The organism is Sedimenticola hydrogenitrophicus, assembly GCF_029017505.1.
Taxonomy (GTDB): Bacteria; Pseudomonadota; Gammaproteobacteria; order Chromatiales; family Chromatiaceae; genus Sedimenticola; species Sedimenticola hydrogenitrophicus_A.
The window spans coordinates 12,390-38,426 of record NZ_JAQGEI010000020.1 but is presented as its reverse complement, the minus strand read 5'-3'; the positions used below and the strand labels follow the sequence as shown (position 1 = coordinate 38,426).

At 63.6% G+C, this 26,037-nt stretch carries 17 protein-coding genes; 10 read left to right on the top strand and 7 right to left on the bottom strand.

The annotated features are described in order from the left end of the window. A complete protein-coding gene (locus tag O9K64_RS13465; protein WP_275098599.1) occupies positions 1-1,809 on the top strand; it encodes a hypothetical protein in 1,809 nt (602 codons plus the stop codon). A gap of 321 nt (positions 1,810-2,130) precedes the next feature. Further along, on the top strand, positions 2,131-2,652 hold the full coding sequence (locus O9K64_RS13460) for a retropepsin-like aspartic protease family protein (protein WP_275098598.1): 522 nt from the start codon (positions 2,131-2,133) through the stop codon (positions 2,650-2,652). Positions 2,653-2,895: 243 nt separating this feature from the next. Here the strand turns inward: O9K64_RS13460 and O9K64_RS13455 are convergent, their stop codons facing one another. Further along, positions 2,896-3,525 (bottom strand): HU family DNA-binding protein, encoded by a 630-nt coding sequence (locus O9K64_RS13455; RefSeq protein ID WP_335342296.1) that lies wholly within the window; start codon positions 3,523-3,525, stop codon positions 2,896-2,898. 45 nt (positions 3,526-3,570) lie between these two features. After that, a complete protein-coding gene (locus O9K64_RS13450; RefSeq protein ID WP_275098597.1) occupies positions 3,571-5,127 on the bottom strand; it encodes a gamma-glutamyltransferase in 1,557 nt (518 codons plus the stop codon). Positions 5,128-5,652: 525 nt separating this feature from the next. On the opposite strand from O9K64_RS13450, the gene O9K64_RS13445 reads away from it, so the two are divergent. The 4 genes from O9K64_RS13445 (at position 5,653) to djlA (ending at position 15,714) form a co-directional block, all read left to right on the top strand. Then, positions 5,653-10,410, top strand: a complete 4,758-nt coding sequence (locus O9K64_RS13445; protein ID WP_275098596.1) for an SUMF1/EgtB/PvdO family nonheme iron enzyme — start codon at positions 5,653-5,655, stop codon at positions 10,408-10,410. A 588-nt stretch (positions 10,411-10,998) separates the two neighbouring features. Further along, a complete protein-coding gene (locus tag O9K64_RS13440) occupies positions 10,999-11,280 on the top strand; it encodes a hypothetical protein (RefSeq protein WP_275098595.1) in 282 nt (93 codons plus the stop codon). Beyond that, positions 11,280-14,792: a PAS-domain containing protein gene (locus O9K64_RS13435; protein ID WP_275098594.1), complete on the top strand. Its 3,513-nt coding sequence runs from the start codon at positions 11,280-11,282 to the stop codon at positions 14,790-14,792. Before O9K64_RS13440 ends, O9K64_RS13435 begins: the two co-directional genes overlap by 1 nt. Before the next feature lie 121 nt (positions 14,793-14,913). Beyond that, positions 14,914-15,714 (top strand): co-chaperone DjlA, encoded by an 801-nt coding sequence (gene djlA / locus O9K64_RS13430; protein ID WP_275098593.1) that lies wholly within the window; start codon positions 14,914-14,916, stop codon positions 15,712-15,714. Positions 15,715-15,974: 260 nt separating this feature from the next. Here djlA and O9K64_RS13425 read toward each other — a convergent pair whose 3' ends face one another. The 5 genes from O9K64_RS13425 to O9K64_RS13405 form a co-directional block, all read right to left on the bottom strand. Further along, entirely contained in the window at positions 15,975-16,409 is a 435-nt protein-coding gene (locus O9K64_RS13425) for a DUF411 domain-containing protein (protein ID WP_275098591.1), read from the bottom strand. 47 nt (positions 16,410-16,456) lie between these two features. Further along, positions 16,457-17,668, bottom strand: a complete 1,212-nt coding sequence (gene serB, locus O9K64_RS13420) for a phosphoserine phosphatase SerB (protein ID WP_275098590.1) — start codon at positions 17,666-17,668, stop codon at positions 16,457-16,459. A 3-nt stretch (positions 17,669-17,671) separates the two neighbouring features. Further along, entirely contained in the window at positions 17,672-17,956 is a 285-nt protein-coding gene (locus O9K64_RS13415) for a YcgL domain-containing protein (RefSeq protein ID WP_275098589.1), read from the bottom strand. A gap of 30 nt (positions 17,957-17,986) precedes the next feature. Further along, positions 17,987-18,253 (bottom strand): GIY-YIG nuclease family protein, encoded by a 267-nt coding sequence (locus tag O9K64_RS13410; protein WP_275098588.1) that lies wholly within the window; start codon positions 18,251-18,253, stop codon positions 17,987-17,989. Between the two features lie 119 nt (positions 18,254-18,372). Then, positions 18,373-19,488, bottom strand: coding sequence for a PilT/PilU family type 4a pilus ATPase (locus O9K64_RS13405; RefSeq protein ID WP_275098587.1), 1,116 nt, complete (start codon positions 19,486-19,488; stop codon positions 18,373-18,375). A gap of 202 nt (positions 19,489-19,690) precedes the next feature. Here O9K64_RS13405 and O9K64_RS13400 point away from each other — a divergent pair, with 202 nt between their 5' ends. The 4 genes from O9K64_RS13400 (at position 19,691) to O9K64_RS13385 (ending at position 25,809) form a co-directional block, all read left to right on the top strand. After that, positions 19,691-20,491, top strand: a complete 801-nt coding sequence (locus tag O9K64_RS13400) for an MOSC domain-containing protein (protein ID WP_275098586.1) — start codon at positions 19,691-19,693, stop codon at positions 20,489-20,491. A 437-nt stretch (positions 20,492-20,928) separates the two neighbouring features. Next, positions 20,929-21,654 carry a TetR/AcrR family transcriptional regulator gene (locus O9K64_RS13395; protein ID WP_275098585.1) on the top strand — a complete coding sequence of 242 codons (726 nt, stop codon included), beginning with the start codon at positions 20,929-20,931 and terminating at the stop codon, positions 21,652-21,654. After that, positions 21,647-22,750: an efflux RND transporter periplasmic adaptor subunit gene (locus O9K64_RS13390; protein WP_275098584.1), complete on the top strand. Its 1,104-nt coding sequence runs from the start codon at positions 21,647-21,649 to the stop codon at positions 22,748-22,750. Before O9K64_RS13395 ends, O9K64_RS13390 begins: the two co-directional genes overlap by 8 nt. Continuing rightward, complete coding sequence (locus O9K64_RS13385; protein WP_275098583.1) at positions 22,747-25,809, top strand: efflux RND transporter permease subunit; 3,063 nt, start codon at positions 22,747-22,749, stop codon at positions 25,807-25,809. Before O9K64_RS13390 ends, O9K64_RS13385 begins: the two co-directional genes overlap by 4 nt. Positions 25,810-26,037 lie beyond the last annotated feature (228 nt).

Below are 26,037 nucleotides of genomic sequence, written 5' to 3'. Positions count from 1 at the left end.
GTGGCCGAGAGCAATAATCCCTACCTCCTGCCCAGGCGCGCACCGTTGGCCAACGGTGACGATAACTTCGAACCCAAGTGTTTCACCGAACGGATGGAGCAGTTGCCGATCGGCAACATTGGTCAGGTAGCGCAGGATCTGCACCACCTGCTGCAACAGATGAACGCATCGGTGATGCCGGTGGCCGCTCGGGTGAGTAATCTGGAAGCGCTCCTGAAACCGCTGATGGTGGTCCTGGAAGCGCTGGAAAGCGGTTTTTCCCGTCAGTTACCGCCGCTCAACCCGCGAGCGGGTCTGATGTCCGACATGCACGGCAGTCTCTGCATCCTGGCCACCCAGGGTTACAAGGTGGTGCTTGACCAGTACCATCTGGAGAATTTCACCGGGCAGCTGTTGCACAAGTCCAGCAGGGCCATGGCACTGCACCGGGTGCTCTATTTTCTGGGCCGGGGTCTGCTGCACGCCTATCAGCTCTATCGGCTGGCGCCCCCCTATATCTGGCAGGAGATTCATGGCATCCATCGCTATGCATTCGACCAGAAACTGGCCGACCGCCCGGTGGATAATCCGGACCGGCGCCTGCTCCCGCACGCCACGGTGAACGATCTCTACAAGCAGATTCTGCTGCTCTCCATGGCGGGGCCCTATCGGCTGATGCAGGGGGAGGTGGTACGGGTCTATCTGGCGTTGCGACGCTGGGCGCCGGAGGCGCGACTGGTGGACCTGGGTAATTCCAATGGTGATGAAGGCCCATTCATCGTGGATATCGGTCTCGATGAGGCGCCGCGTTACAAAGGAACCGAACGTGATCACCAGGTGCAGCGCGGCTGGGTACTCGATACCAGCGATCTCGCGGTCACGTTGGCCGCCGAGCTGGAGGCGATGGGCGCCCTGCACGGTGCCATGCGACCCCAGGATGTCCCGGACAAGATCTCTCCCGACCTGCTGGCGCGGCTGATGCTGACCTGGGGGATCGGATCCAACCGGGTCGCCGAGCGGGACGAGACCCAGGGCGAGGTGGGCCTGGTTCGCGGGCTGAAGGCGATCTATCAGGAGCTGGAGGGCGAGCCGGTGCCCGATACCACCGCCAAGCCCGGGGCCTTCAATTCGGGACCTGCCCAGGGGGAGGTCGTGAAACCCGCCCACGGCATGCCCCGCTCCGACCTGGAGGCGGATGAACATGTAATAGCGGATACTTTCGGTTCGAAGACGCGCCGGGAAGCCGGTAACAATGCGCCCGTGCCCCGGCCGGCTGGGGCGCACCCGCCGCCACCTGCCTATCCGGTCTCGCGGCTCTGTCCGGTGTATAACGAAAGCGGCGGTGGTTACCATTTGGGCTGGAGCGCGGCAGGGGAGGAGACGATCAGCGTGGGCGAGCTGGTGGCGGTGATCCATTGGGACGAAGCCGGGGAGGAGTATCTGCGTCCGGGTGTCATTCGCTGGATGCGGGTCGAGCGTCCGGCAGTGATAGACTTCGGTGTGGAGCTGATACCGGGAGACGTGGAGCCGGTGATCTTTTTCCGTCAGTGGGGACAGCGTGGGCAGGAGAGTTACGGCCCTGGCCTGTTGCTGCAGCGTCCACAGGAGGATCAGACGGTCATCACCCTGCCGTTCTACTCCGAGCCGGGGGAGCGCACCTGGTTCATCTCACCGGGAGGGAGGCGCGAGATCCAGCTCAGCCGGGAGATTGAGGCAACCGCCTCGTTCATCCAGTTTTATTATCATGACCCGGAGCGGCCCGATCCGGTTGACGCGGATGAAAACAGGTCGGATGTGGCGGATTTCGAGCAGCTCTGGAACAGTATCTGAATTGTGTCCGGCGAGTGGCGGGTGGTCCTGTCCCGGGTTGAACTCCCCTTGTGCAGTCAATGTCTGCTGTTAAGGACCCGCGAAAGAATAAGTTCCTGTATTCGGTCGCCCCTGGGCCGCCGCTGGCGGTGTTACGCTTTTTGCCAAGGGAGCGGGTTTGTCCATGGATGGACTTATGCCGCGGAGGCCATGGATGGCCGGGAGCGGCCATTGCCTGCAAAGCGTGCCTTGCCAGCGTGGCCCAGGAGCGCCCTCGGTACTACGGAATTATTCTTGCGCGGGCCCTAAGATGATACTGAAGCGGATTTTGTTGGGGATGCGATGAACAACGGGCAGGGCGGCGGTGTCGGGGGTATCGGCAGGTGGATGATGATCCTCTCCTGGGTACTGTTGCTGGGGCTGATGGCGTTCCTGTTCAACGGAATCCTGGAGAAGCAGCGCAACCCCAACCAGGCACCGCTCACGCTGCGGGATGATCGCGGGGCACAGGTGGTACTGAAACGCAACCGCGCGGGCCACTATGTAGCGAGCGGCCGTATCAATGGTCATCCGGTGCTGTTCCTGCTGGATACCGGCGCCACCGATGTGGCCATTTCCGATGAACTGGCGCGGCGCCTGGATCTGCCCAGGGGACGGCAGTCGCTGAGTCAGACCGCCAACGGTACGGTCATCTCCTGGCAGACGCGGTTGTCCGAAGTGGGGCTGGGGGAGATCACCCTGACCGATGTGAGCGCCAGCGTGTTGCCAACCATGACGGGTAGCGAGGTGCTGCTGGGCATGAGTTTTCTGAAGCAGCTGGAGTGGACACAGCGGGGCGATCAGCTGATGCTGAGAAAGTTATGACCGGGGTAACTACTCACGGGGTGATTGTCCTGCCTTGCCGGCGACGTGAGGGATTCACTAATGCCGCGGGGGCAGGGATGCCCAGGAGCGGCCTCACACGATGGCTGGATCAAGATCGGCCAACAAACCAGGCCAATCACTTGCAGACCGGGTGAGTAGTTACGACCGGGAAAACTGTGACCGGCGCGGGCGGACGGAAATGAAGCGGGCGGCGACTGTTGGACAGGCCGCCCGTTTTATCTATCAGGCGACAGTGTCTTTCAACGCCTTCAGTGCGGTGACCTTGACTACGGTGGTTGCCCGCTTGGCGGCGATCTTGATCGGTTCGCCGGTGGCCGGATTGCGGCCCATGCGCGCCTTGCGTGCCGGCTTGACCACCCGGCGGACCTTGACCCCGGTTTCAGGGATGGCGAATTCACCGGATCCGCGACGGATCATGTGTCCCTTGACCAGGCCCCCCAGTGAGTTGAACACGTCGCCAACCTGCTTGCGGCTGAGACCGGTCTCTTCGGCAATGGCCTGAAGGATCTGGGTCTTGGTCTGTTTGGCGGCGATGGCCTTGGGTTTTGCTGGAGCTGAGGCTTGCTTGACGGGTGCCTTTTTCGCAGCGGCTTTCTTGGTCGGCGCCTTTTTAGCTACGGCTTTCTTGGCGACAACCTTCTTCTTTGCTACGGGTGCTTTTTTAGCGGCGGATTTTTTTGCAGCTTTTTTCTTGACGGCCATGGAAGACTCCTGGGTTAGACCTGATGAGTGCGCGCTAAACATAGCATAGATTTGTGTTTTTCCAAGTACTTCCAAGCGGAAATGCAGTAAAAACCGGCCTTTTTCACGTTTCCCCGGATTTTCCGCGGCGTCACTGTATGGATCAGGCATGACGGGCACACCGCGCTTCGACCCTTCCGGGGTTGAAGCACGGGATCACAAGCGATAGCAGACGCCGCCCCGGCGACTGTCGCCGCAGCCGGAGAGTTGGCCATTGTGTTTGCGCATCACCGAGTGGGCGCCACCAAAGAACAGGTTTTTTTCCGGCCAGCAGCGGATGTCGGCAAACGCCTTTCCCAGTGCCCGGAGGGTGGCGGCGGAGGGTCCATTTTCGATATTCAGCAGGTCGGACTCGAAATGCACACGCGGCTGTTCAACCGCCGGTTCGATCTCCATGCCGAAGTCGATCAGATTGATCAGCACCTGGAGAATGGCGCTGCGTATCCTGTTGGAGCCGCCCGAGCCGAGCGCAATGGTATCGCCGGCGGCCGTCTTGACCAGCGAAGGGGACATCATGGAAGCGATGCGCCGATTGTATGGCCAGCGATTGAAGCCGTGCGGATTGATATCCTCTTCGCCGAGCATGTTGTTCAGCATGATGGCGCATCCGGGCAGCACGTAGCCCGACCCCTCACCGTTGGACAGGGTCATGCTGGCCAGATTGCCTGCCCCGTCGGCGATACTGATCTGGGTGGTGCCGCGGGAAAAACCCCTGTGATTGCGCATCACCTCCCGGTAGCGACCGAGCAGTTCGCTGGAGAGGATGTCGAGCCAGGACGCCGTGCCATCCGAGCCGATCCCCTGGTCGCTGCGCAGTTGCTGGGTCAGCTTCATGGCGTGGCTGATGCGACCGAGGTGAGCGGCGCTGTTGACCCGGTACTGCCCCAGCTGCTCCTGCTCCAGCAGTGCCAGGGTGAAGGCGATCAGGATGCCGCCGATGGAGGGCGGCGGGTTGGTGAACAGCCGGGTGCCGCGATAGTCCAGGGTCAGTGGTGATCGGCGTACCACCCGATAGGACGCCAGGTCGGTCGGGGTGAGACAGCCGCCATGGCTATGACAGTCGCTGGTCAGTTGGCGCCCCATCTCGCCGCGGTAAAACAGCGCCTCCCCTTCCAGGGCCAGGATCTCGAGGCCATCCGCCATGGCGGGATTGCACACCGTCTCATCCCGCCCGGCGATCACTCTCGGTCGCCGCGCGCTGGCATGCAACTGCAACGCCTCCGGGCTTGACTGGATGATGGGGGAGACAATCTCGGCGATGTAGTGCTGAAAGCTGTTCACCCGCACGCCGTCGCGGGCGGCTTCACAGGCCGGCTGGATGATCTCCCGCAACGGCATGCTGCCGAGGTCGCGGTGGATGGCGAAGGCCCCCTTGATCGCCCCTGGGGTGGCGATCGATCCCATGCCGATATGGAACTCCTGCTGGGCGGTGCCGAAATCGGCCAGGATGGGATAAAAGTTGAGTTCGGAATCGACCGGTCGGGCGTGGGGTGTCTGGGCGAAAAAGTCATACAGCAACGGTTGCGTGTCGGCGCACTGGGCAGTCAGGAAGCCGCCACCACCGAGGGAGGCCAGCACCGGCTCGGCGACGCAGGCGGCAAACAGCGCCGCCAGCGCGGCATCAAAGGCGTTGCCGCCGGCGCGCAGAATCTCCGTCGCGGCACTGGCGGTGACCGGATGGCCGGCCGCCACGATTCCTGCTGATCTCTTCATTTATGTTGTGCTCGGGTTGAATCTGTGGCATCAGTTCAAGTATTAGTCTAATGAAGCCGATAAACTCCATGTTTCCATTGGCTAGTTTCTATCCTGAAACGGCGGCAGGCAAGGCGGTATCCGGTGGTGTGACCGATAAATGTTGGCGATGCTGATATCAATAACAACCCGCGAGCCGAAACCCCGGTGTTTCGCTGCCGGGTCGCGGATCCGCCGGGACCCGGACCGCGCCGGTGCTGGACCTGGCCGGTATGAAAACAGATTTTCTTCCACTCTGACAACAGTATGGCATCGCCCGGTGGTGGATGAGGGCGGCCCGAAGCCAGGGTGGTTTGATCTATGCTTTGCGTAGGCTTCCCGACCGGACTGCAGGCGTTAGCAACGGCGGTGGCGCGGGAGCGGCACGGCAGGACCCGGTTCAAGGAGTCCGGCGTGGAGAGTGCACATCGATTGTGAACGTCATCGGGGCGGGCGCATGGGGGATTGTCTATGGCGGTAGTGCCAAAACAGAACGGGTTGAACATTTTGCGGAAACTGGTTCCGCTGAATACACTCACGGAAGCGACCCTGGCCGAGCTGATGGAGGCGGTCGGGTTTGAGAAGATTGCCAAGGGCGATTACCTGTTCCATGAAGGCGATACCAATCCCGAGCGAATCTATCTGCTCTCGGGCAAGGTCGCCCTGCTGGAGGATGGCAAGGAGGTGGATACCGTTGCCGCCGACAGCAACATGGCCCGCTACCCCATTGCCCACCATCTGCCGCGCAGATTTTCCGTTCAGGCCAGGACCAAGGCCGAGATTGTCCGTATTGACGGCCACCAGCTCAGTGAACTGCTGACCCGTGGTGGTAACGCCCTGTATCAGGTTGAAGAGCTGAGTGCCGACGCCGATGAGGACTGGATGGGCCAGCTGCTGCAGTCACCGATTTTTCAGCGCATACCGGCGGCCAATATCCAGAACATCATGATGCGCATGGAGGAGGTGCAGGTCGCGGCCGGCGAGATGGTGATCCGCCAGGGCGACGACGGGGACTACTTTTACCTGATCAACCGCGGCCAGTGCTCCATCACCCGGGAGCGGCGGGATGGGGAGATCGAAGAGCTCGCGCAGGTCGGTGCCGGCCACTGCCTGGGCGAGGAGTCGCTGCTCTCCGGCAAGCCGCGCGGCAGCACCGTCTCCATGCTCACCGACGGCATCCTGTTTCGGCTGGGGAAAAAGGATTTCGTTGAATACATCAAGTTGCCGCTGGCCAATGCCATCAGCTATGAGGTGGCGCTGGGCAAGGTGGAGAAGGGCGCCGTCTGGCTGGATGTGCGATCGCCCCAGGAGCATCAACGCGTGCACATTCCGAACAGCCGGAGCGTGCCGTTCAACACCCTGCGCTCGGCACTGCCGGAACTCGATAAACAGAAACCCTATGTCATCTACTGCCAGGACGGACTGGTGAGCTCCACGGCGGTCTATCTGCTGATGGAGCAGGGGCTGGATGCCTATGTGCTACAACGGGGACTCGAATCGGTACCCGATGAGGCGCTGCACCAGGACAGGTCCCAGGAGCGCGCGCAGGTCATCAGCCTGCGCCCGGAACAGACGGGTGCCCAGGAAGGTATGCCGGATATCGGCTCGGCACCGGATGACGAGGCCGGGCTGCTGCGCGAGCGGCTGCAGAAAACCGAGGCCCAGGCCCAGGAGCAGTTGCAGCGGGCACATAAGATGAAGCTGATGCTGGAACAGCTCAAAGGGCGCCTGGCGGAGGCGGAGGCGGCGGAAACCCGGGAGGGCGAAGCGAGCCGGCGGCTGGCCGGGGAAGTGGAAAAGCTGCAGAAACAGCTGGATGCCGGCGAGAAAAGCCGCGAAACCCTGAAAAAGCAGCAGACCTCCATCGAGGCACAGCTGGCGAATGTGGCCGGCGAGCGTGACCGGCTGCAGGATGAACTGGGCGAGGTCCATCAACAGATAGGCAAGCTGGAGAAACGCCTGGAGGTGAAACAACAGGAGGAGGCGCGACTGCAGCAGTCCCAGGCCGAGGCCCAGGAGGCGCTGCAGCGGGCGCTGAGCGACAGCCGCACGGAGCTGGACGAAGTGCGGACGGAAAAAACCGTGTTGGCCCAGGAGGCCGGACGGCTGCAGGAGGCTCTGGAGGGGGCGCGCGCCGAGCTGGAGCAACTGGGGCATGAGCTGACACAATCCCGGCAGGCGGCCGAAGCGGCGTTGGCGAAACAGCAGGAGGAGGCGCGGCTCAGGGAGTCCCAGGCCGAGTCCCAGGAGGCACTGCAGCGGGCGCTGAGCGACAGCCGCACGGAACTGGGCGAGATCCAGGCGGAAAAAACCACGCTGGCCCAGGAGGCCGGAAGGTTGCAGGAGGCCCTGGAGGGGGCGCAGGCCGAGCTGGCGCAACTGGGAGATGAGCTGAGGCAATCCCGGCAGGCGGCCGAAGCGGCCCTGGAACAACAGCAGGCGACGCAGCGCGACCTGCAGGCGCTGCAGGAGGAGGCGGCCGCGATAGGCACCGTCCATGAACGGCAGCAGCACGAGGCGGCCGAACAGACGCAGGCCATGGCCGAGATCCTGGCGGCGGCCAACGGCCGGATCGAATCACTGGAGGCGGCCCTGACGGAGCGAGGTGCCGATGACGCCGCGCACAGCGCGGTACTGGAGAGCGCCGATCAACAGCAGCGGCTGCTCACTGCCGAACTGGACCGGCTGCGCAGCGAGCTGGAAGCCGCCGGTGACCGCATCAGTCACCTGGATGCCGAGCGGCAGGCCCTGGAACAGGCGCGGACAGAGCGACAGAGTGATCAGGAGGCGGCGCTACGGCAATCACTCGTTGAGGCAGTTGAGGGACGGGATCAGGCGCAGTTCGCGTTACAGGCCGCGTCGGATGAGCAGGAGCGGTTGGCGGCGGAACTGGCGGTGCTGCAGAACAGCTTTGCCCAGCTGCAGCAGCTCGCCGATGAGCGGGAGAGCGGCCTGGCCGAACTGCGCTTGCAGATGGAGCGTGAGCAGCGCGCCGGGACCGAGGATGAACGGGCACGCAGCCGGCAGCAGGCTGAACTGGAGCGGCTGACACAGGAGCTCGCTGCGGCCAACGTGGAGCTGGAGTCGGCCCGCCAGGGGGCACAGGAGAAGACGCAGTCGTTGACGGAGTTGCAGCAACTACGGGATACGGATCAGGCCGTGGTGCAGGAGACAACGGCGCGGCTGGAAGCGGCGGAGCAGGCGCTGCAGGAGTTACACCGGGAGCGTGAACAGCTGACCGCCGAGCTCTCCGGTCTGGACACTGAACGTAGCGACCTGACCCGGCAACTGGAGAACGATCGCCAGCGCCTCGCCGAGCTGGAAAACCGACTGGCCGAGGCGGCGCAGGCGGAGGAGCAGCCCTCCACCGAAGAGCTGGAATCGCTGCGTGCGGAACTGGCGGAGGCAACCGCGGCGCGGGTCGCGGCCGAGGATGCCCTGGCGGCGGCCGGCCGGGTGGCCACCGGTAGCCCGGCGGCGCAGGGTGAAATCAAGGCGGTGCAGGCCGAACTGGAGACCCTGAACGACGCGCTGGACGAGGCGGACAAGGCCTATGAGGCGCTCGCCCGGGAGAAGGCGCAGCTGCAGGAGGAGCTGGAGCGGCTGCGTGCGGCGGCGCCGGGGGCGGATGACAATGCGCGGCTGCAGGAACAGCAGGCGGCCGCGGAGCAGGAGGCGGCACGTCTCAGCGTGGCCCTGGAAGCGTTGCGTGAACAGGTCGAGGCCGAGGCGCAGCAGCGGCGCCAGGCGGAGGAGACCGCGGCGGAACAGCCGGTCGACACACCGGCCACCGAAACATCGGCCGAACGGGTAGCCGTACTGCAGCAGGCGCTGGAGGAGGCGCATGGCGCACTCAAGGAACTGGAGCTCAACAACTCGGCCGATGCCGCGGAGTGTGAGGTACTGCGCCAGGATATCGACAAGCTGAAGCGCTCGCTGGAGGAGCGCAGCGCCGAACTGGAGCGGACGCGCAAAGAGAGCCTGCTGTTGGAAGAGAAGACCGAAGAGCGCAACAGCGAGATCGATCGTCTCAGGCTGGCACTGGAAGCGGCCCAGGTCGAGGCCGACGAGGCGAACTTCAAAAAAGATGAGGCGCTGGAGGCGCGCAAACAGGTCGAGGATTCGCTGTATGCGCTGCAGAGGCAGATCGAACACGGACGTCCCCGGGATGATCTGCTGGACAAACGGCTGGCCGCGGCGAGGGACGGGCTGGTGGTTGGCCACGGTTCCAGCCGACAGAAACTGGTCGGTGTGCTGATCGGCGCGGTACTCGCCTTCGGGGTGGCGGAAGGGCTCTCCCTCCTGGGGGGCAATGGCGAGATCATCAGCGGCTTCCTGGGGGAGGCACCGGTTGTCTCCCCGAGCCCGGTGAGCGAGCCTGTTGCCCCGGCGGCGCCATCGGTCGCCTCGCCGCTCGCCAAACCGCCAGCGGAGCCGGCGCCCGCGCTGCCGGAAAAACCGCGGGCGCCGGTCGTTGCCGCGCGTGAGCCGGTGACGCCCAAGCTTCCCCCTGCGCCCCGGGGACCGACCACCGGCACCCTGATCCAGGATCGTCTGGCCGCTGGCGGAAGTGGCCCGGAGATGGTCTATGTCGCTGGCGGGGTGTTCCGCATGGGCAGCGCCATCAGCCAGTTGGCCAGTGAAGAGCAGCCGGTGCATGAAGTGCGCTTGCGCAGCTTCAGTATCGGGCGCTACGAGGTGACCTTCCGGGAGTATGCGCGGTTCGCCGCCGCCACCGGACGTGGGTTGCCGGATGATCTCGGCTGGGGACAGGGGCCGCGCCCGGTGATCAATGTCAGCTGGAATGACGCCAGGGCCTATACCGACTGGCTGAGCGAGCAGACCGGCCAGCGCTACCGGCTGCCGAGCGAGGCGGAGTGGGAGTATGCGGCCGCGGCGGGTACCGATACGCCGTACTGGTGGGGTTTCGATCTGGGATCGGGCAAGGCCAACTGTTTCAACTGCGGCAGCGAATGGGACGGCGCCACCACCGCGCCGGTGGGCCGCTTCGCGGCCAATCCGTTCGGGCTTCACAACACCGCGGGCAACGTCATGGAGTGGGTGGAGGACTGTTACCATGGCTCCTACGAGGGCGCGCCGACCGATGGATCGAGCTGGCAGGAGCCGGGGTGTCGCGAGCGGGTGGTGCGGGGCGGTGCGTTTAACAAACCGGGCGTGAGTCTGCGGGTCACCCGGCGGGGGCGGCATGAAGTGGATACCCGGCTGCTGGTACTCGGTTTCCGGGTGGTCCGCGAGGTGCGCTGATTGCCGCGCCTGATGCGGGCTCCTTATGATAACGGAAAGGCCCGTGACGCTGCAGCATCACGGGCCTCTGGGTGGGTGTCGATTTTAAACGAAGAAACTATCGATAGGTTTCAGTATGAGATCGGACTTCAGCCATACCGGCTCCGGTTCGTACGCAAGCGGGATCTCCAGGAGTTGAAGGGTGGGGCGCAGGATGTCGCTGGGTCCCTCACAGTGGACCGGGGTTGACCGCCTTTCTGAACGGCTCTGTGGGAGTCGTTCGCCGCTGGTCATGTCATATACACGGATCATATTGCACCCCTGGAGTCGGTGGACCGATTGATCTCACTATAATTAGCGGACGCCGCCGGCAAACCTTTAGGGTTTTCTGATGGATCTATCCCAGTTGGTTGTTGGTGTTGATCAGGCTTGGTGAATCACCCCGTAGGAGCGCCTCTGGCGCGAATGTTTTTCGCGGCGAAGCCACTCCTACAAAAGCTCGTTGCGCGGGTCCGGCACCGGCCCTGCTGCCGGAAGCCCGGCGCAACCATCCATCGCCCCGGATCACCTATACTGTGAATAAAGTAATGTGGTGGGCGCAGGGCAGGTATGGCAACAGAGCGAGAACGATTGCGGGTGACGGCGAAAGGCGGCGGTCGGGCGCGGATGCTGGTGGCCGCGCTGATCGGCGCGATGATGCTGAATCCGCCGCTGTTGGAGATCTTCTCCACCGCCACGGGTAGCCGTCCCTTCGGCTGGCCGCTGATCATCCTCTATATCAACCTGATCTGGTTGTTGCTGATTGTCCTGGTGGTCTATCCGAAAGTCTGGCGGCTGCTCAGGGAAGCCTGGCGTTCCAGGGCCGGCACCATGCGCAAAGGGCGGTATTGATGCCGTTTGTGTGGCTGGTCTTTGTTACCTCTCTGGCTTACCTGGGGCTACTGTTCCTGATCGCCCACTATGCCGACAGGCGTGCCCGGCAGGGCCGCAGTATCGGCGCCAATCCCTATGTCTACTCGCTGTCCCTGGCGGTCTACTGCACCTCCTGGACCTTCTACGGCAGTGTCGGCCGGGTGGCGACCGACGGCATCGGTTTCCTGCCCATCTATCTGGGGCCCACCCTGCTGTTTCTGGTGGCGCCGTTTCTGTTGCGCAAGATCCTGAAGATCGCCGAGGCGCAGCACACCACCTCGATTGCCGACTTCATCTCCTCCCGTTACGGCAAGAGCCAGAAGCTGGCCGGCCTGGTGACGGTGGTGGCGGTGATCGGCATCATGCCCTACATCGCCTTGCAGCTGAAGGCGATCTCCACCAGTTTCGATATCCTTGGGGGCTATCCCACGATCAGCACCTATCTTCCCCACACCACCAGCGTGCTCAATGACAAGGCGTTCTACGTCACCATCGTGCTGGCCCTGTTCACCATCCTTTTCGCCACCCGGCGCCTGGACGCCTCGGAACACCATGAAGGGTTGATGGTGGCGATCGCCTTTGAGTCGCTGGTCAAGCTGTTTGCCTTTTTGGCGGTCGGCATCTTCGTCACCTTCTTCATGTTTGACGGATTCGAGTCGATCTATGACCGGGTGGAAGCGGATGCGGGGCTCGCCCACCTGATCTCCGGAGAGGCGCTGTTCGAAAGCGGCAGCTGGACCTCGCTGATGGTGCTGGCGGCGTTGGCGATCTTCTGCCTGCCGCGCCAGTTTCAGGTCACGGTGGTGGAGAACACCAACCGCTCGCATCTGGATAAGGCGATGTGGCTGTTTCCGCTCTACCTACTGGCGATCAACTTCTTTGTACTGCCGATTGCCATCGCCGGGCTGGTCAGCTTTCCGCCCGGGGCGGTCAATCCCGACACCTTCGTGCTGGCGCTGCCGATGGTGGCGGAGCAGCCGGGGCTGGCGCTGCTGGTCTATATCGGTGGCCTCTCCGCCGCCAGCGGCATGGTGATCGTGGCGACCGTGGCCCTGAGTACCATGGTCTCGAACGACCTGATCGTGCCGCTGCTGCTGCGCCTGCGCCTGTTCCATTTCGGCAGCAGGGCCTCCGACACGGCCACCGGCATGCTCAAGGCGCTGCGCCGGCTGAGTATCCTGGGTGTGCTGTTCCTCGCCTACAGCTATGTCACGCTCATCGGCGACTCCTATGCCCTGGTAACCATCGGCCTGGTCTCCTTTGCGGCGGCGGCCCAGTTTGCGCCGCTGATCATCGGCGGCATCTTCTGGAAGGGAGCGACCCTGGCCGGGGCCCTGACCGGCCTGATGAGTGGTTTTCTGGTCTGGGGCTACACCCTGGTGCTGCCGGCCTTCGCCCTGTCCGGCTGGCTGCCGCTGTCGATAGTCGAGCTGGGACCGTTCGAGATCGGTTTGCTGAAACCCCAGGCGCTGTTTGGTGTGGCCTGGGAAAATCCGCTGATCCACAGCCTCTTCTGGAGCGCCTTTTTCAATATCGGGCTCTACCTGCTGGTCTCCCTGTTCTCCCGCCAGAGTCTGATCGAGCGCACCCAGGCGCGGGCGTTTGTGGATGTGTTTTCGCCCAAGAGCGAATACGCGACCCGCCCCTGGGAGGGGCAGATCCGCATCGCCGATCTGGAGCGGGTCGTCGAGCGGTTCGTCGACCGTGACCGGGTGGGGCAGCTGTTCGGGCGCTATCGCAACGGCGGCTCCTCGGCCTATTCGCCCGGCATGGATGCCCCGGCGGATCTGCTCACCCAGGTGGAGAAACTGCTCGCCGGGGTGGTCGGCTCCGCCTCCGCCCGCGTGATGATCAACAGCAGTCTGCGGCGTACCAATATCAATCTGGACAGCGTACTGGAGATCATTGACGAGGCCTCCTCGGCTGTGGAGGGGAGCCGCGAAGTACTGAAGTCGGTGATTGAAAATATCGATCAGGGCATCTCCATGTTCGACAAGGAGATGAATCTGGTGGCGTGGAACCGGCGTTTCGTGGAGATCAACGGGTTTCCGGAACGGATGCTGCGTAGCGGCGTCACCCTGCGTGATATCTGCAGCTATAACATCGATCAGGGTGAGTACGGCGTCGTTGAGGACCGGGAGGCCTTTATCCAACAGTACATCAGGGACAACTTCCAGCCGCAGCGGATGGTGTTTGAAAAGGTGCGACCCAACAATACCGTGCTGGAGCTGTGCCGTACCCCCCTGGCGGCGGGCGGCGTGGTCACCACCTATACCGATATCACCCAGCGCAAGCAGGCCGAGCTGGAACTGACCCGGCTGCGCAACCTGCTGGGTAGCATCATCGACTCCATGCCGTCGGCGCTGATCGGTATCGATGTGGCGGGCCGCATCACCCACTGGAACCGGGAGGCGGAACGGATGAGCGGGATCAAGGCGGCGGCCGCCATTGGCGAGACCCTGACCCAGCTGATCCCGCAATTCCCGGACGTCCTGCAGAAGGTGGAGCGGGCCATCGGCGAGCTGGCGCCGGCCCAGGAGACCAACCTGCGCTGGGAAGACGCCAAGGGCGAGGTCCACTACATGGATGTCACCATCTATCCGCTGTTGGCCGAGTCGGTGGAGGGGGCGGTGATCCGCCTGGACGACGTGACCGAGACGGTGCGTATGGAAGAGATGATGGTGCAGTCCGAGAAGATGCTTTCGGTGGGTGGTCTGGCGGCGGGTATGGCCCACGAGATCAATAATCCGCTGGCCGGCATCGTGCAGAGTGTGCAGGTGATGAACGCCCGTCTGGGGCCGGAGATGGCGAAAAACCGCCAGGTGGCGGAGGCCTGTGGCACCTCGATCGAGGCCATTGACCGCTACATGGATAAACGCGGCATCGCGCCACTGCTGGAGATGGTTTCGGAATCCGGCAAGCGCGCGGCCAAGATCGTCAGCAGCATGCTCAGTTTCAGCCGCAAGAGCGACCTGAAGTTCGAGCTGCGGGATCTGCGGCTGCTGCTGGATGAGACCGTGGAGATCGCCTCCAATGACTACAACCTGGCCAAGCACTACGATTTCAGACGGATCTCCATCGTACGCGAATATGCCGCGGATCTGCCGGACGCCTGGTGCGAGGGTGGGCAGATCCAGCAGGTGCTGCTCAATCTGTTGAAGAACGGCGCCCAGGCGATGTTTGAAGCCGCCACCAACGGCGACCAGAGTGGCCGCAATGACCGTTTCATCCTGAGGGCCTACCGGGATCGGCAGTGGGCCTGTGTGGAGGTCGAGGACAACGGTCCCGGTATGAGCCCGGCGGTGCGCCGGCGTATCTTTGAACCCTTTTTCACCACCAAGGAGGTCGGCTCCGGCACCGGACTCGGCCTCTCCGTCTCCTACTTCATCATTACCCAGAACCATCGCGGCAGCATCGAGGTGAAGCCGGTCAGGGAGGGAGGCAGCTGTTTTGTCATCCGTCTGCCGACGAAGCCGCCGGAGCGGGTCTGATTCACTCCCGGTCAGCAGAAAGCGCCGCTGCGGCTGGAACGGCCGCGCCGGCTGTTGTATTGTCGTCGGCAGACTCGCCGGGACAGGGCGATGCCGTAACAACAAATGACGGGAGGCTCCATTGAGCTGGTGGGGAAAATTGGCCGGCGGCGCGTTCGGCTTCATGGTGGGCGGGCCGATCGGTGCGCTCCTCGGGGCCGTGCTGGGCCACAATCTGGATAAGGGCATCAAGGGGTTGTCCGAGGACGAGCGCTTCGCCCCCGGCGACCAGGAGCGGGTGCAGACCGCCTTCTTCACTACCACCTTCTCGGTGATGGGCGCCATCGCCAAGGCGGATGGGCGGGTCTCGCCGGACGAGATCGCCCTGGCCCGCTCGGTGATGGCAGAGATGGACCTCAGCGAGGAGATGCGCCGCACCGCCATCAACCTGTTCAATCAGGGCAAGGCGGCCGGGTTTCCCCTGGACAGGGTGCTGGAGCAGTTCCGTACCGAGTGTCACCGCCGCAACACCCTGATCCAGATGTTCATCGAGATCCAGCTGCAGGCGGCCTACGCCGACGGCAGCCTGCACAAGGCCGAAGAGCAGATGCTGCTGCATATCTGCAAGCGGCTTGGTATCCCCGAATTCGCCTTCCGCCGTCTGGAGAAGATGATCCGCGCCGAGCGCCATTTCGGCGGCGGACGTCGCGCCGAGGCGAAACCCGCCCGCCCCTCGCTGCAGGACGCCTACGCCATGCTCAATGTCCCCTCCGATGCCAGCGATGCCGAGGTGAAAAAGGCCTACCGGCGGCTGCTAAGCCAGCACCATCCCGACAAGCTGGTTTCCAAGGGTCTGCCGGAGGAGATGATGAAGGTGGCGACTCAGAAGACCCACGAGATCCGCCAGGCCTATGAGCGGGTGAAAGAGGCGCGGGGTATGTAGCTACCCATGTTGCCGGGGGTGTGATGCGGCCAGTGCTTTCTTGGAAACGGATGGGTGGAGGAGGAACGACGTAACCCATCAAGTGGAAAGGCAGTGGTAGGGTGGAGACGTCTTGCGTGCCCACGCTGTCTCCTTGTGGTTGTTTCCGCGTGGGCGCAAAAGCGTGCTCACCCTACGAGCTGTGTTGTGGCATCCGCGTTGGCATAAAAGCATGCCCACCAATCTGGAGCCTCGGCACTACCGCGAGCGGAGTACGGGGTTCAATAGTCGGCGAAGACCGCGCTGTTGCCTTCACGGTCAAAGGTCAGCACCTGATAGGGGTCCTGGCGCGCACCCTCCATGCCGGGCGCACCTATCGGCATGCCGGGCACGGTCAGGCCGGCCACCGCCGGTTTCTCCCGCAGCAGACGGCGGATCTCGTCGGCCGGCACATGCCCCTCGATCACATAGCCGGAAATCTCGGCGGTGTGGCAGGAGGCGTGTTGCGGTTTCACTCCCAACGACTGCTTGACCTGGTCCATGCGGTCCGTGTTGTGGGTCTGCACCTCGAAGCCGTTCGCCTTCAGGTGTTCGACCCAGGCGCCGCAGCAGCCGCAGGTGGGGGATTTGTAGACAGTGATCAGCTCCCCGGCAACGCCGACGGTGGCGGCCAGGCTCAGCAGGCCGGTGGCGATCAGTTTGGCCAGTGTGTTCATGGGCGGTTTCATGGGCGTTTCCCGGATTGTGTTGAAAAAAAGGCAGTTCACTTGACCTCGCGGTCGCGTACCCCGAGCAGATAAAGTATACCGTCCAGTCCCAGGGTGGAGATGGCGTGGCGGGCGTTTTCCCGCACCACCGGTTTGGCATGGAAGGCGACGCCGAGACCGGCCAGGCTGAGCATCGGCAGGTCATTGGCGCCGTCACCCACCGCGATCACCTGTTCCAGGCCGATGCCGAGATCGCGCGCCATCTGCTGCATCAGCTCGGCCTTGCGGGTGCCGTCGACGATCTCGCCCTGCACCTCGCCGGTAAGCTTGCCGTCGCGGATATCCAGCTCGTTGGCGGAGAAGAAGTCGACCCCCAGTTTCTCCTGCAGGTGGCGGGCGAAATAGCCGAAGCCGCCGGACAGGATGCCGACCTGATAACCGAGCCGTTTCAGGTTGGAGATCAGCCGTTCCGCCCCCTCGGTGATCGGCAGCCGCTCGGCGATATCCGCCAGCACCGATGCGTCCAGCCCCTTGAGCAGGGCCATGCGGCGGCGGAAACTCTCCTTGAAATCGATCTCTCCCTGCATCGCCGATTCGGTGATGGCGGCCACCGCCTCACCGACGCCGGCGGCCGTGGCCAGCTCGTCGATCACCTCCACCTGGATCAGGGTGGAGTCCATGTCAAACACGATCAGGCGCCGGTTGCGGCGATACAGGTCGTCGGCCTGGAACGCCACGTCCACCTCGTCGCGGCTGCTGATCTCCAGCAGGTCGTGGCGCAGCGCGCCCAGGTCGGCGGGCTCGCCGCGCACCGTGAACTCGACACAGGCGCGGCGGTGGGGGTTGGCGCCGCGCAGGGAGAAGCGCCCCGACAGGCGGGTAATGCCGTCGATGTTCATGCCGTGCCGGGAGACCACCTCGGCCACATGGGCGATGGTGCTGGCGCTCAATTTGCGCCCCAGCAGGGTGACGATATAGCGCAGTTTCCCCTGGTGGCTGACCCAGGTTTCATAGGCCTCCTCGTCGATCGGGGTGAAATTGATCTGCAGGCCCAGCTGGTGCGCCTGGAACAGCAGGTCCTTGATCACCGGTCCGGATTGCGCCTCGGGCGGAATCTCCAGCAGCATGCCCAGCGAGAGGTGGTCGTGGATCACCGCCTGGCCGAGATCGAGGATATTGATCCGGTGATCGGCCAGTACCCCGGTCAGGGAAGCGGTCAGGCCGGGGTGATCCTTGCCGGTGACGTTGAGCAGGATGATTTCACGCATGATTCAGATGGTCTCGCCGTCATACAGGTCTGGTACCAGTTTGGGCGGCATCTGCAGGTGATAGCCCAAGTTGCGCAGATTGCCGATCACCTTGTTGACGTCCTCGCGTGCCAGTGGACGGTCGGGGTGCAGCGCCAGCTCCATCACCGGTAGCGGGGTGCCGAAGCGTTGTAATAGCGCCTGTGGCACATCCTCGAAGGCATCCTGGCGGGCGAGATAGAGGTACATCTCGTCCTTCTTGCTGCTGCGGTAGATCCAGCAGGGGGTGGTGTTCGGGGTCTTGGTCATGGTGTCTGGCGCAGGCTGAAAGTGGCTATTCTAACGCGAATTCCCCGGCCGCGCAGAGATCAGGCGCCGTTTCTCCGCGGCGCTCAGTTGTCTGATCTCCCATTCCCGCCGACAGGCGGCCGAGCGTGACTCGGCCGCTTCCTGATAGGCCAGGACCAGGGGGCGGCGGGCGCGGGTGTATTTGGCGCCTCTCGGACCGTGGTTGTGCTCATGCAGCCGGCGCTCGACATCGGTGGTGACGCCGGTGTAGAGCGTGCCGTCTCCACAGCGCAGGATGTAGATAAACCAGTTCCGCATACTTATTCACTCAAGTGTCGGAGATCAGTTCCAAATGCCGGGCGGGCCGCCCTGAACGACGCCTTGTGAACTACGAAACTTGAGTTATTCAGCGGTGACCCGGCCCGGGTTGGCTGGCTTCAGAAGAACTCCTCGTCGGAGATGGCCATGGCCCCGCTACCGCCTTCCACGTTGCCGCTCTCCGCGAGGCGGATCTTCAGCGACAGGTTGTTGCGCGAGTCGGCATTGGCCAGCGCCTCCTCAAGGGTCACCTTGCCATCCTTGTAGAGCTTGTAAAGGGCCTGGTCGAAGGTCTGCATGCCGCGCTCATTGCCCTGCTCCATGGCCTCCTTGACGGCGTGTATATCGCCCTTCTGGATCAGCTCGGCGACGAAGGTGGTGAGCAGCATGATCTCCACCGCCGGCACCCGTCGGCCATCCTTGCTCTTGATCAGGCGTTGCGAGACGACCGCCTTCAGATTGAGCGACAGGTCCATGAACAGCTGATGGTGGGCTGTATCAGGGAAGAAGTTGACGATGCGGTCCAGCGCCTGGTTGGCGTTGTTGGCGTGCAGGGTGGAGAGGCAGAGATGACCGGTCTCGGCATAGGCGATGGCGTGCTGCATGGTCTGGCGGTCGCGGATCTCGCCGATCAGGATCACGTCCGGTGCCTCGCGCATGGCGTTTTTCAGCGCCACCTCGTAGGAGAGGGTATCCAGCCCCACCTCGCGCTGATCCACCACCGACTTTTTGTGGGTGTGAAGGAACTCCACCGGGTCCTCGATGGTGAGGATGTGCCCGGTGGTGCTGGCGTTACGGTGGTCGATCATCGAGGCCAGCGAGGTGGATTTGCCCGATCCGGTGGAGCCCACCACCAGGATCAGGCCGCGCGGCATCATGATCAGGTCCTTCAGTGATTGCGGCAGGTTCAGCTGCTCGATGGTCGGGATGTCACCCTTGATATAGCGGATCACCATGGAGACGTCGCCGCGCTGGCGGAACACATTGACACGAAATCGCCCCAGCCCCTTCATGGAGACGGCCAGGTTGCACTCCATGGTGCCTTCGAATTCGGAGATCTGGTCATCACTCATGATCGAATAGGCGAGCTTGCGTACCGCACCGTGTGCCATCGGGGTGTCGCCGATCGGCATGGTGCGCCCCTCCGCCTTCAGATTGGGGGGGGCACCCGTGCTGAAAAACAGGTCAGAACCGTTTTTCTGAACCATCAGCTTCAGGTAGGGGATGATCTCCATAACTATTTTCTCCGGCGGGCTGGCCCATAAGCATTTCTTGTCCCATTATAGGCGGCAGATTTTCCTAAGAATGAAGGGCGGGTTTTGCGCATATTTGTGACGTCCATCACGCCGACCCCTGTGGACAAATTCCGCCAGGCTCGATAATACGGCGTTATCAGGCCGGACTAAACCGGCCGCCTGGCTGTTGAAAGGAGCACACATGAGCCAACTGACCCTCAGCGGACTCTATTTTTACCCGGTGAAATCCCTGCGCGGCATCGCCCTGGAGCGCGCGCCGGTGGATGGTCGGGGCATCCGTTATGATCGTCACTGGATCGTGGTGGATGCGGCTGGGAAGTTTATCACACAGCGTCAGCAGCCGCGCATGGCGCTGATCCGCACCGCGCTCACGCCGGGCGGCCTGCGGCTGTCGGCACCCGCCATGCCGGACCTGGATGTGACCTTCGCGCCGGACGGGGCAGCCGCGGCGACGGTGCAGGTGTGGGGTGACCAGTGTCTGGCGCAGGGCGCCGGCGCGGAACCGGCCGCCTGGCTGAGTCGGTTCCTCGGCATCGACTGCCGGCTGTTCTTCATGCCGGAGCAGACCGAGCGGGCGGTTGATCCCCGCTACGCGGGTCCGCAGGACCTGGTCGGCTTTGCCGACGGGTTCCCCTTTCTGCTGATCTCCCAGGCCTCGCTGGACGACCTCAACAGCCGGCTGGAGCAGGCCTTGCCGATGCTGCGCTTCCGCCCCAACCTGGTGGTCTCCGGATGCGCGCCCTACGCCGAGGACGGCTGGCGGCGTATCCGCGTCGGTGGACTCACCTTCCGGGTCGCCAAGCCCTGTTCCCGCTGCGTCATCCCCACCATCGACCCGGAGACCGGGGAGAAGGGGGTGGAGCCACTGCGCACCCTCAACCGCTACCGGCGCGAGGGCAACCAGGTCTATTTCGGCCAGAACCTGCTGCACGACGGGGCGGGCGAACTGAAGCTCGGCGCCACGGTGGAAGTGCTGGAGTAGCCATACTACCCGGGAGTCGCGGGCAAGGGGTTGGAGTCAAGTCGCGCGGATCGGTAGGAGTTTTCCGCCACCGCTGCGCGACTTGACTCCGACCCGAATGCTACTTAGTTAAGCACAGAACCATCGTCATCCGGGCGAATGCCGGGATCCAGGCGGCTCGATGGAGGCGGTTTTCCTGGATGATTCGCTTCGCTCACCCTTCGGGCCGACTTTCAGTCGTTCAACGCGCTTCGCGCTTTTGTCCGGCCTGCGCCGGAATGACGGAAACAGGTGCATCCCGGCTTAACTAAGTGCCATCCGACTCCGACCCCTATGTGTTCAACCGTTAACGGCTGTTGGAGGCCATATTCAGAATCGCTGTGGCGGGGGACAGGTCTTGTGAAGGTTCACCGACGGTATTAGAATAGTACTGACCGATCGGTCAGTATGGAATCCCGATGACACCGACACAAACCCCCGATATCACCCACCCGGCACGGAGTGAGGAACGGCTTTCTTCCGGCGGCCAGGCCGTTCTGGATGTCGCCGCCGGCCTGTTCGCCGAAAAGGGCTATGACGCCACCTCCATGAGCGAAGTGGCGCGCGGCGCCGGGGTGAGCAAGGCCAACGTGTTCCACCATTTTCGCAGCAAGCACCAGCTCTATCTGGAGGTGATCCGCGAGGCCTGCCGCGACAGCAGCGCGGCGCTGCGGCAGGGACGGGTTTCCGGGAGCACGGTTACCGAGCAGCTCTCAGCCTTCCTCGCCCATCACCTGGATACCCTGCTGCGCCGGGAACAGGTCTCGCGCCTGGTGGTGCGCGAGGTGATGGAGTCCAGCCCCGAGGGTGGCAAGGAACTGGCCGAACAGGTGTTTTTCGAGGGCTTCAGCGAACTGGTGGCGATTGTGCGCGAGGGGCAGGAGAGCGGGGAGTTCCGCCGCGACCTGGATCCGGCGCTGCTGGCGCACCTGATCATCAGCACCAATGTGTTTTTCTTTCAGAGCCGCAACGTGCTGCGTCATTTTCCCTTTGTCGATTTCGCCGACGATCCGCGTCGTTTCGTGAAGATGGCCGGAGATCTGCTATTTCACGGCTGTTTGACCGCGCCCTCGGCCGAGGCGTCATCCGGCACGGTTGGCCACCCCTCCTTACCCGTAAATCCCCAGGAAAAAGTTCATGATTAAACGGCTGATTATTGTCCTGCTGTTGTTCGGTGCCGCCGCCGCGGGTGTCGGTTACTGGAAGTTCCAACAGTTCCAGCAGATGAATGCGCAACTGACCGCGCCGCGCCCCCCGGCGGTAATCGCCTCGGCCCGGGTGCGGCAGGAGAACTGGCAGCCGATGCTGCGCGCGGTGGGCAGTCTGCGGGCGCAGAGCGGCATCGAAATCACCAACGAGGTGCCGGGCATGGTCAGTCTGATCAATTTCGATTCGGGTCAGCAGGTCACGGCCGGCGAGGCGCTGCTGCGGCTGGAAGATTCGGTGGAACTGGCTACCCTGGAGTCGCTCAAGGCCGACCAGCGCCTGGCCGAGGTGCAGTTCCGGCGCACCGCCGAGCTGATGCCGAAGCAGGCGGTCTCCAAATCGGAGTTCGATATCGCCAAGGCGACCTATGAAAGTGCCCAGGCCAAGGTGGCGCAGCAGCAGGCCACGGTGCGCAAGAAGGTGATCCGCGCCCCGTTCGTCGGCATCCTCGGCATCCGCCAGGTGGACCAGGGGCAGTATCTTCCGGCCGGCACCCCGATCGTCAGCCTGCAGGCCCTGGATCCGCTGTACGTGGACTATGCGCTGCCGGAGCGTGAGTTCAGCCGGGTGGCCCCCGGCCAGGTGGTGCGGCTGCGGGTCGCCGCCTACCCGGACGCGCCGTTCAGCGGGCGCGTCAGCGCCATCGATGCCGGCGTGGACGAGGGCAGCCGTTCGATCCGGGTACGCGCCACGGTGCCCAATCCGGACCAGCGCCTGCGTCCGGGAATGTTCGCCGAGGTCGAGACCCTGATGCGGGAGGAGATGGCCGTGCTCACGGTGCCGCGTACCGCCATCAGCTACAACACCTACGGCAATTTCGCCTATGTCATCGGCGAAGCCGAGGGCGGGGGGCTGCGGGTGCAACGGCGTCAGGTCGAGACCGGCGCGGTGCGGGAGGGACGGGTGGCGGTCATCCGTGGCCTGGCGGCCGGGGAACGGGTGGTGCGTGCCGGACTGGTCAAGCTGCGCGACGGACAGCCGGTCACCATCGATGATTCGGTAGAGCTGGATGACAGCCAGGTCGTGGAACAATGAACTTTACCGACATCTTTATCAAACGCCCGGTACTGGCGACGGTGGTCAGCCTGCTGATCCTGATTGTCGGCCTGCGTTCCATCGGCATGCTGGAAGTGCGCCAGTATCCGGTGATCGACAGCACCGTGGTCAAGGTGACCACCAGCTACCCGGGGGCCAGCTCCGACCTGGTAAAGGGTTTTGTCACCACCCCGCTGCAGCAGGCCATCGCCGAGGCCAACGGCATCGACTACCTGTTCTCCACCAGCAGCCAGGGCAGCTCCAGCATCGAGGTGCACATGGAGCTCAATTACGATGCCAACGCCGCCGTCGCCGAGATCCAGGCCAAGGTGGCCAGCAAGCGCAATGTGCTGCCGGCGGATGCCCAGGATCCGGTTATCGAGTCCACCACCGGCGACTCCACCGCCCTGATGTATGTCGCCTTCTACAGCCAGGAGATATCCCGGGTGCAGCTCGCCGACTATGTGCTGCGGGTGGTGCAGCCGCAGCTGCAGGCCCTGCCCGGGGTGGCCAAGGCGCGCATGTTCGGCCAGCAGTTCGCCATGCGCATCTGGCTCGACCCGCGGCGCATGGCAGCGCTGGGGGTGACTGCCGAGGATGTGGCCGATGTGCTGCGGAACAACAACTACCTGGCCGGTATCGGCTCGACCAAGGGCCGATACGTGGCGGTGGACCTGACCGCCAGCACCGACATCAATCGGGCAGAGGATTTTCAGCGCCTGGTGGTGCGGGGCGGCAACGGCGCGCTGGTGCGCCTGGGGGATATCGCCCGCACCGAGCTGGGGGCCGAGGACTACGACTCCACCGCCTGGTATAACGGCATCCCCGCGGTGTTCATCGCCGTCGAGCAGGCGCCGGGCTCCAACCCGCTGACCGTGGCCGGGCTGGTCAATGACGAGGTGCCGAAAATCCGCGCCCAGCTGCCGGCGGGGATGCAGGTGATGATCCCCTACGATGCCAGCACCTTTATTCAGAACTCCATCGACGAAGTCTACCGCACCATTATCGAGGCGGTGCTGATCGTGCTGTTCGTGGTCTACCTGACGCTGGGGTCGTTCCGCGCCGCCGCGGTGCCGGCGGTGGCGGTACCGCTGTCGCTGATCGGCGGTGCCTTCGTCATGCTGCTGCTGGGTTACTCGCTCAACCTGCTGACCCTGCTCTCCATGGTGTTGGCGATCGGCCTGGTGGTGGATGACGCCATTATCGTGGTGGAGAATGTGCATCGGCACATCGAACGCGGCGAGACCAAGTTCCACGCCGCCATCTACGGGGCGCGGGAGATGGCGGTGCCGATCATCGCCATGACCACCACCCTGTTGGCGGTGTATGCGCCGATCGGTTTCATGGGCGGGCTGGTGGGCACCCTGTTCACCGAGTTCGCCTTCACACTGAGCGGCGCGGTGATCATCTCCGGTATCGTCGCCCTGACCCTCTCGCCGGTGCTCTCCGCACATGTACTCAAGCCCCACGGCAGCCAGGGGCGCTTCGAGCAGCGGGTCGAGGCGTTCTTCAACTGGCTGGCCGACGGCTATCGGCGGCTGCTGCACGGTTCGCTCTCCACCGTGTCGGTGAGCGTCATCTTCGCCCTGCTCACCCTGCCGGCCATCTACCTGATGTTCGTCACCAGCCAGAACGAACTGGCGCCGACCGAGGATCAGGGTATTCTCTTCTTCCAGGCCAGCGGTCCGCGCACCGCCACCCTGGATTACCACCGCGCCTATGCGCGGCAGATCCAGGAGGAGTTTCAGGGGATTCCCGAGTACAACGACGGCTTCTACATCCTCGGGCGCTCCCAGGACACGGTGTTCGGCGGCTTTAAGATGACCTCCATCAACCAGCGCGAGCGCACCCAGACGATGGTGCAGCCGGAGGTCCAGGCGGCCCTGGACAAGGTGGCCGGGTTCCAGAGCGTGGCCTTTCCCCGGCCCAGCCTGCCCGGTTCCGCCGGCGGCCTGCCGGTGCAGTTCGTGATTACCAGCGACCGCACCTATGAAGAGATTATCGAGCTGGCCGATCAGATCATCGGTCGCGGCATGGGCAGCGGCAACTTCATGTTCCTGAAGAAGTCGGTGGACCTGGACCGCCCGGTCACCCGCTTGCTGGTCGACCGCGACCGGGCCGGGGACCTGGGCATCAGCATGCAGGAGATCGGCCGCAATCTGGGCACCATGCTGGGTGGCGGCCACGTCAACTGGTTCAATCTCGATGGCCGCAGCTACAAGGTGATTCCTCAGGTCGAGCAGGCCTACCGGCTCAGCGAGGCGATGCTCGATGACTACCATATCCGTAGCGGCGGCGGGGCGCTGGTGCCGCTCTCCAGCGTGGTGCGCATGGAGAGCCGGGTCGAACCCTCGAAACGCACCCAGTTCCAGCAGCTCAACTCGGTGGCGGTGGAGGGGGTGACCTTCCCCGGGGTCAAGCTGGGTGATGCCCTGACCTTCCTGGAGGCCCAGGCCCAGGAGCTGCTGCCGAAAGGCTACAGCTACGATTATGCCGGCGATTCGCGCCAGTACGCCCAACAGGGTAGCGGTCTGGTGGTCACCTTCTTCCTGTCGTTGCTGGTGATCTACCTGGTGCTGGCGGCCCAGTTCGAGAGTTGGCGCGATCCGCTGATCATCCTCATCTCGGTACCGCTTTCTATCGCCGGGGCGATGGTCTTCATCACCCTGGGCATGGCCTCGGTGAATATCTACACCCAGGTCGGCCTGATCACCCTGATCGGGGTGGTGGCCAAGAACGGCATCCTGATCGTGGAGTTCGCCAATCAGCTGCAGATCAAGGAGGGGTTGTCGAAGCGCGAGGCGGTGGAGAAGGCCGCGGCGATCCGCTTGCGGCCGATCCTGATGACCGCCGTGGCGCTGATAGTCGCTATGCTCCCCCTACTGACCGCCAGCGGCCCGGGGGCGGTCAGCCGCTTCGATATCGGCCTCACCATCACCACCGGGCTGGGGATCGGCACCTTCTTCACCCTGTTTGTACTGCCGGCCTTCTATCTGCTGCTGGCGCGTGACCATAACAAGGCGCAACTGGCGCTGGAACGGGAGGAGCAGGCCGGCTGAGTGATTCCGGCAAGGCGGGGTGTGGCTAGTAGTCTTCCAATTTTATTAGCGGGGTACAGCTGATTCAGCTTTGGGTGGGTTAGGCGCCCACGGGGCGCCCTATGACCGGTTTTTTGGGTAGGATGCCGGTGAGCTTGCGAACCGCATCATTGGCTGGCCGCCGGACCGATGCGGTTCGTTTTACTCACCGCATCCTACAGGTTGTAGTCTTAAGGGTGGACAATTCGG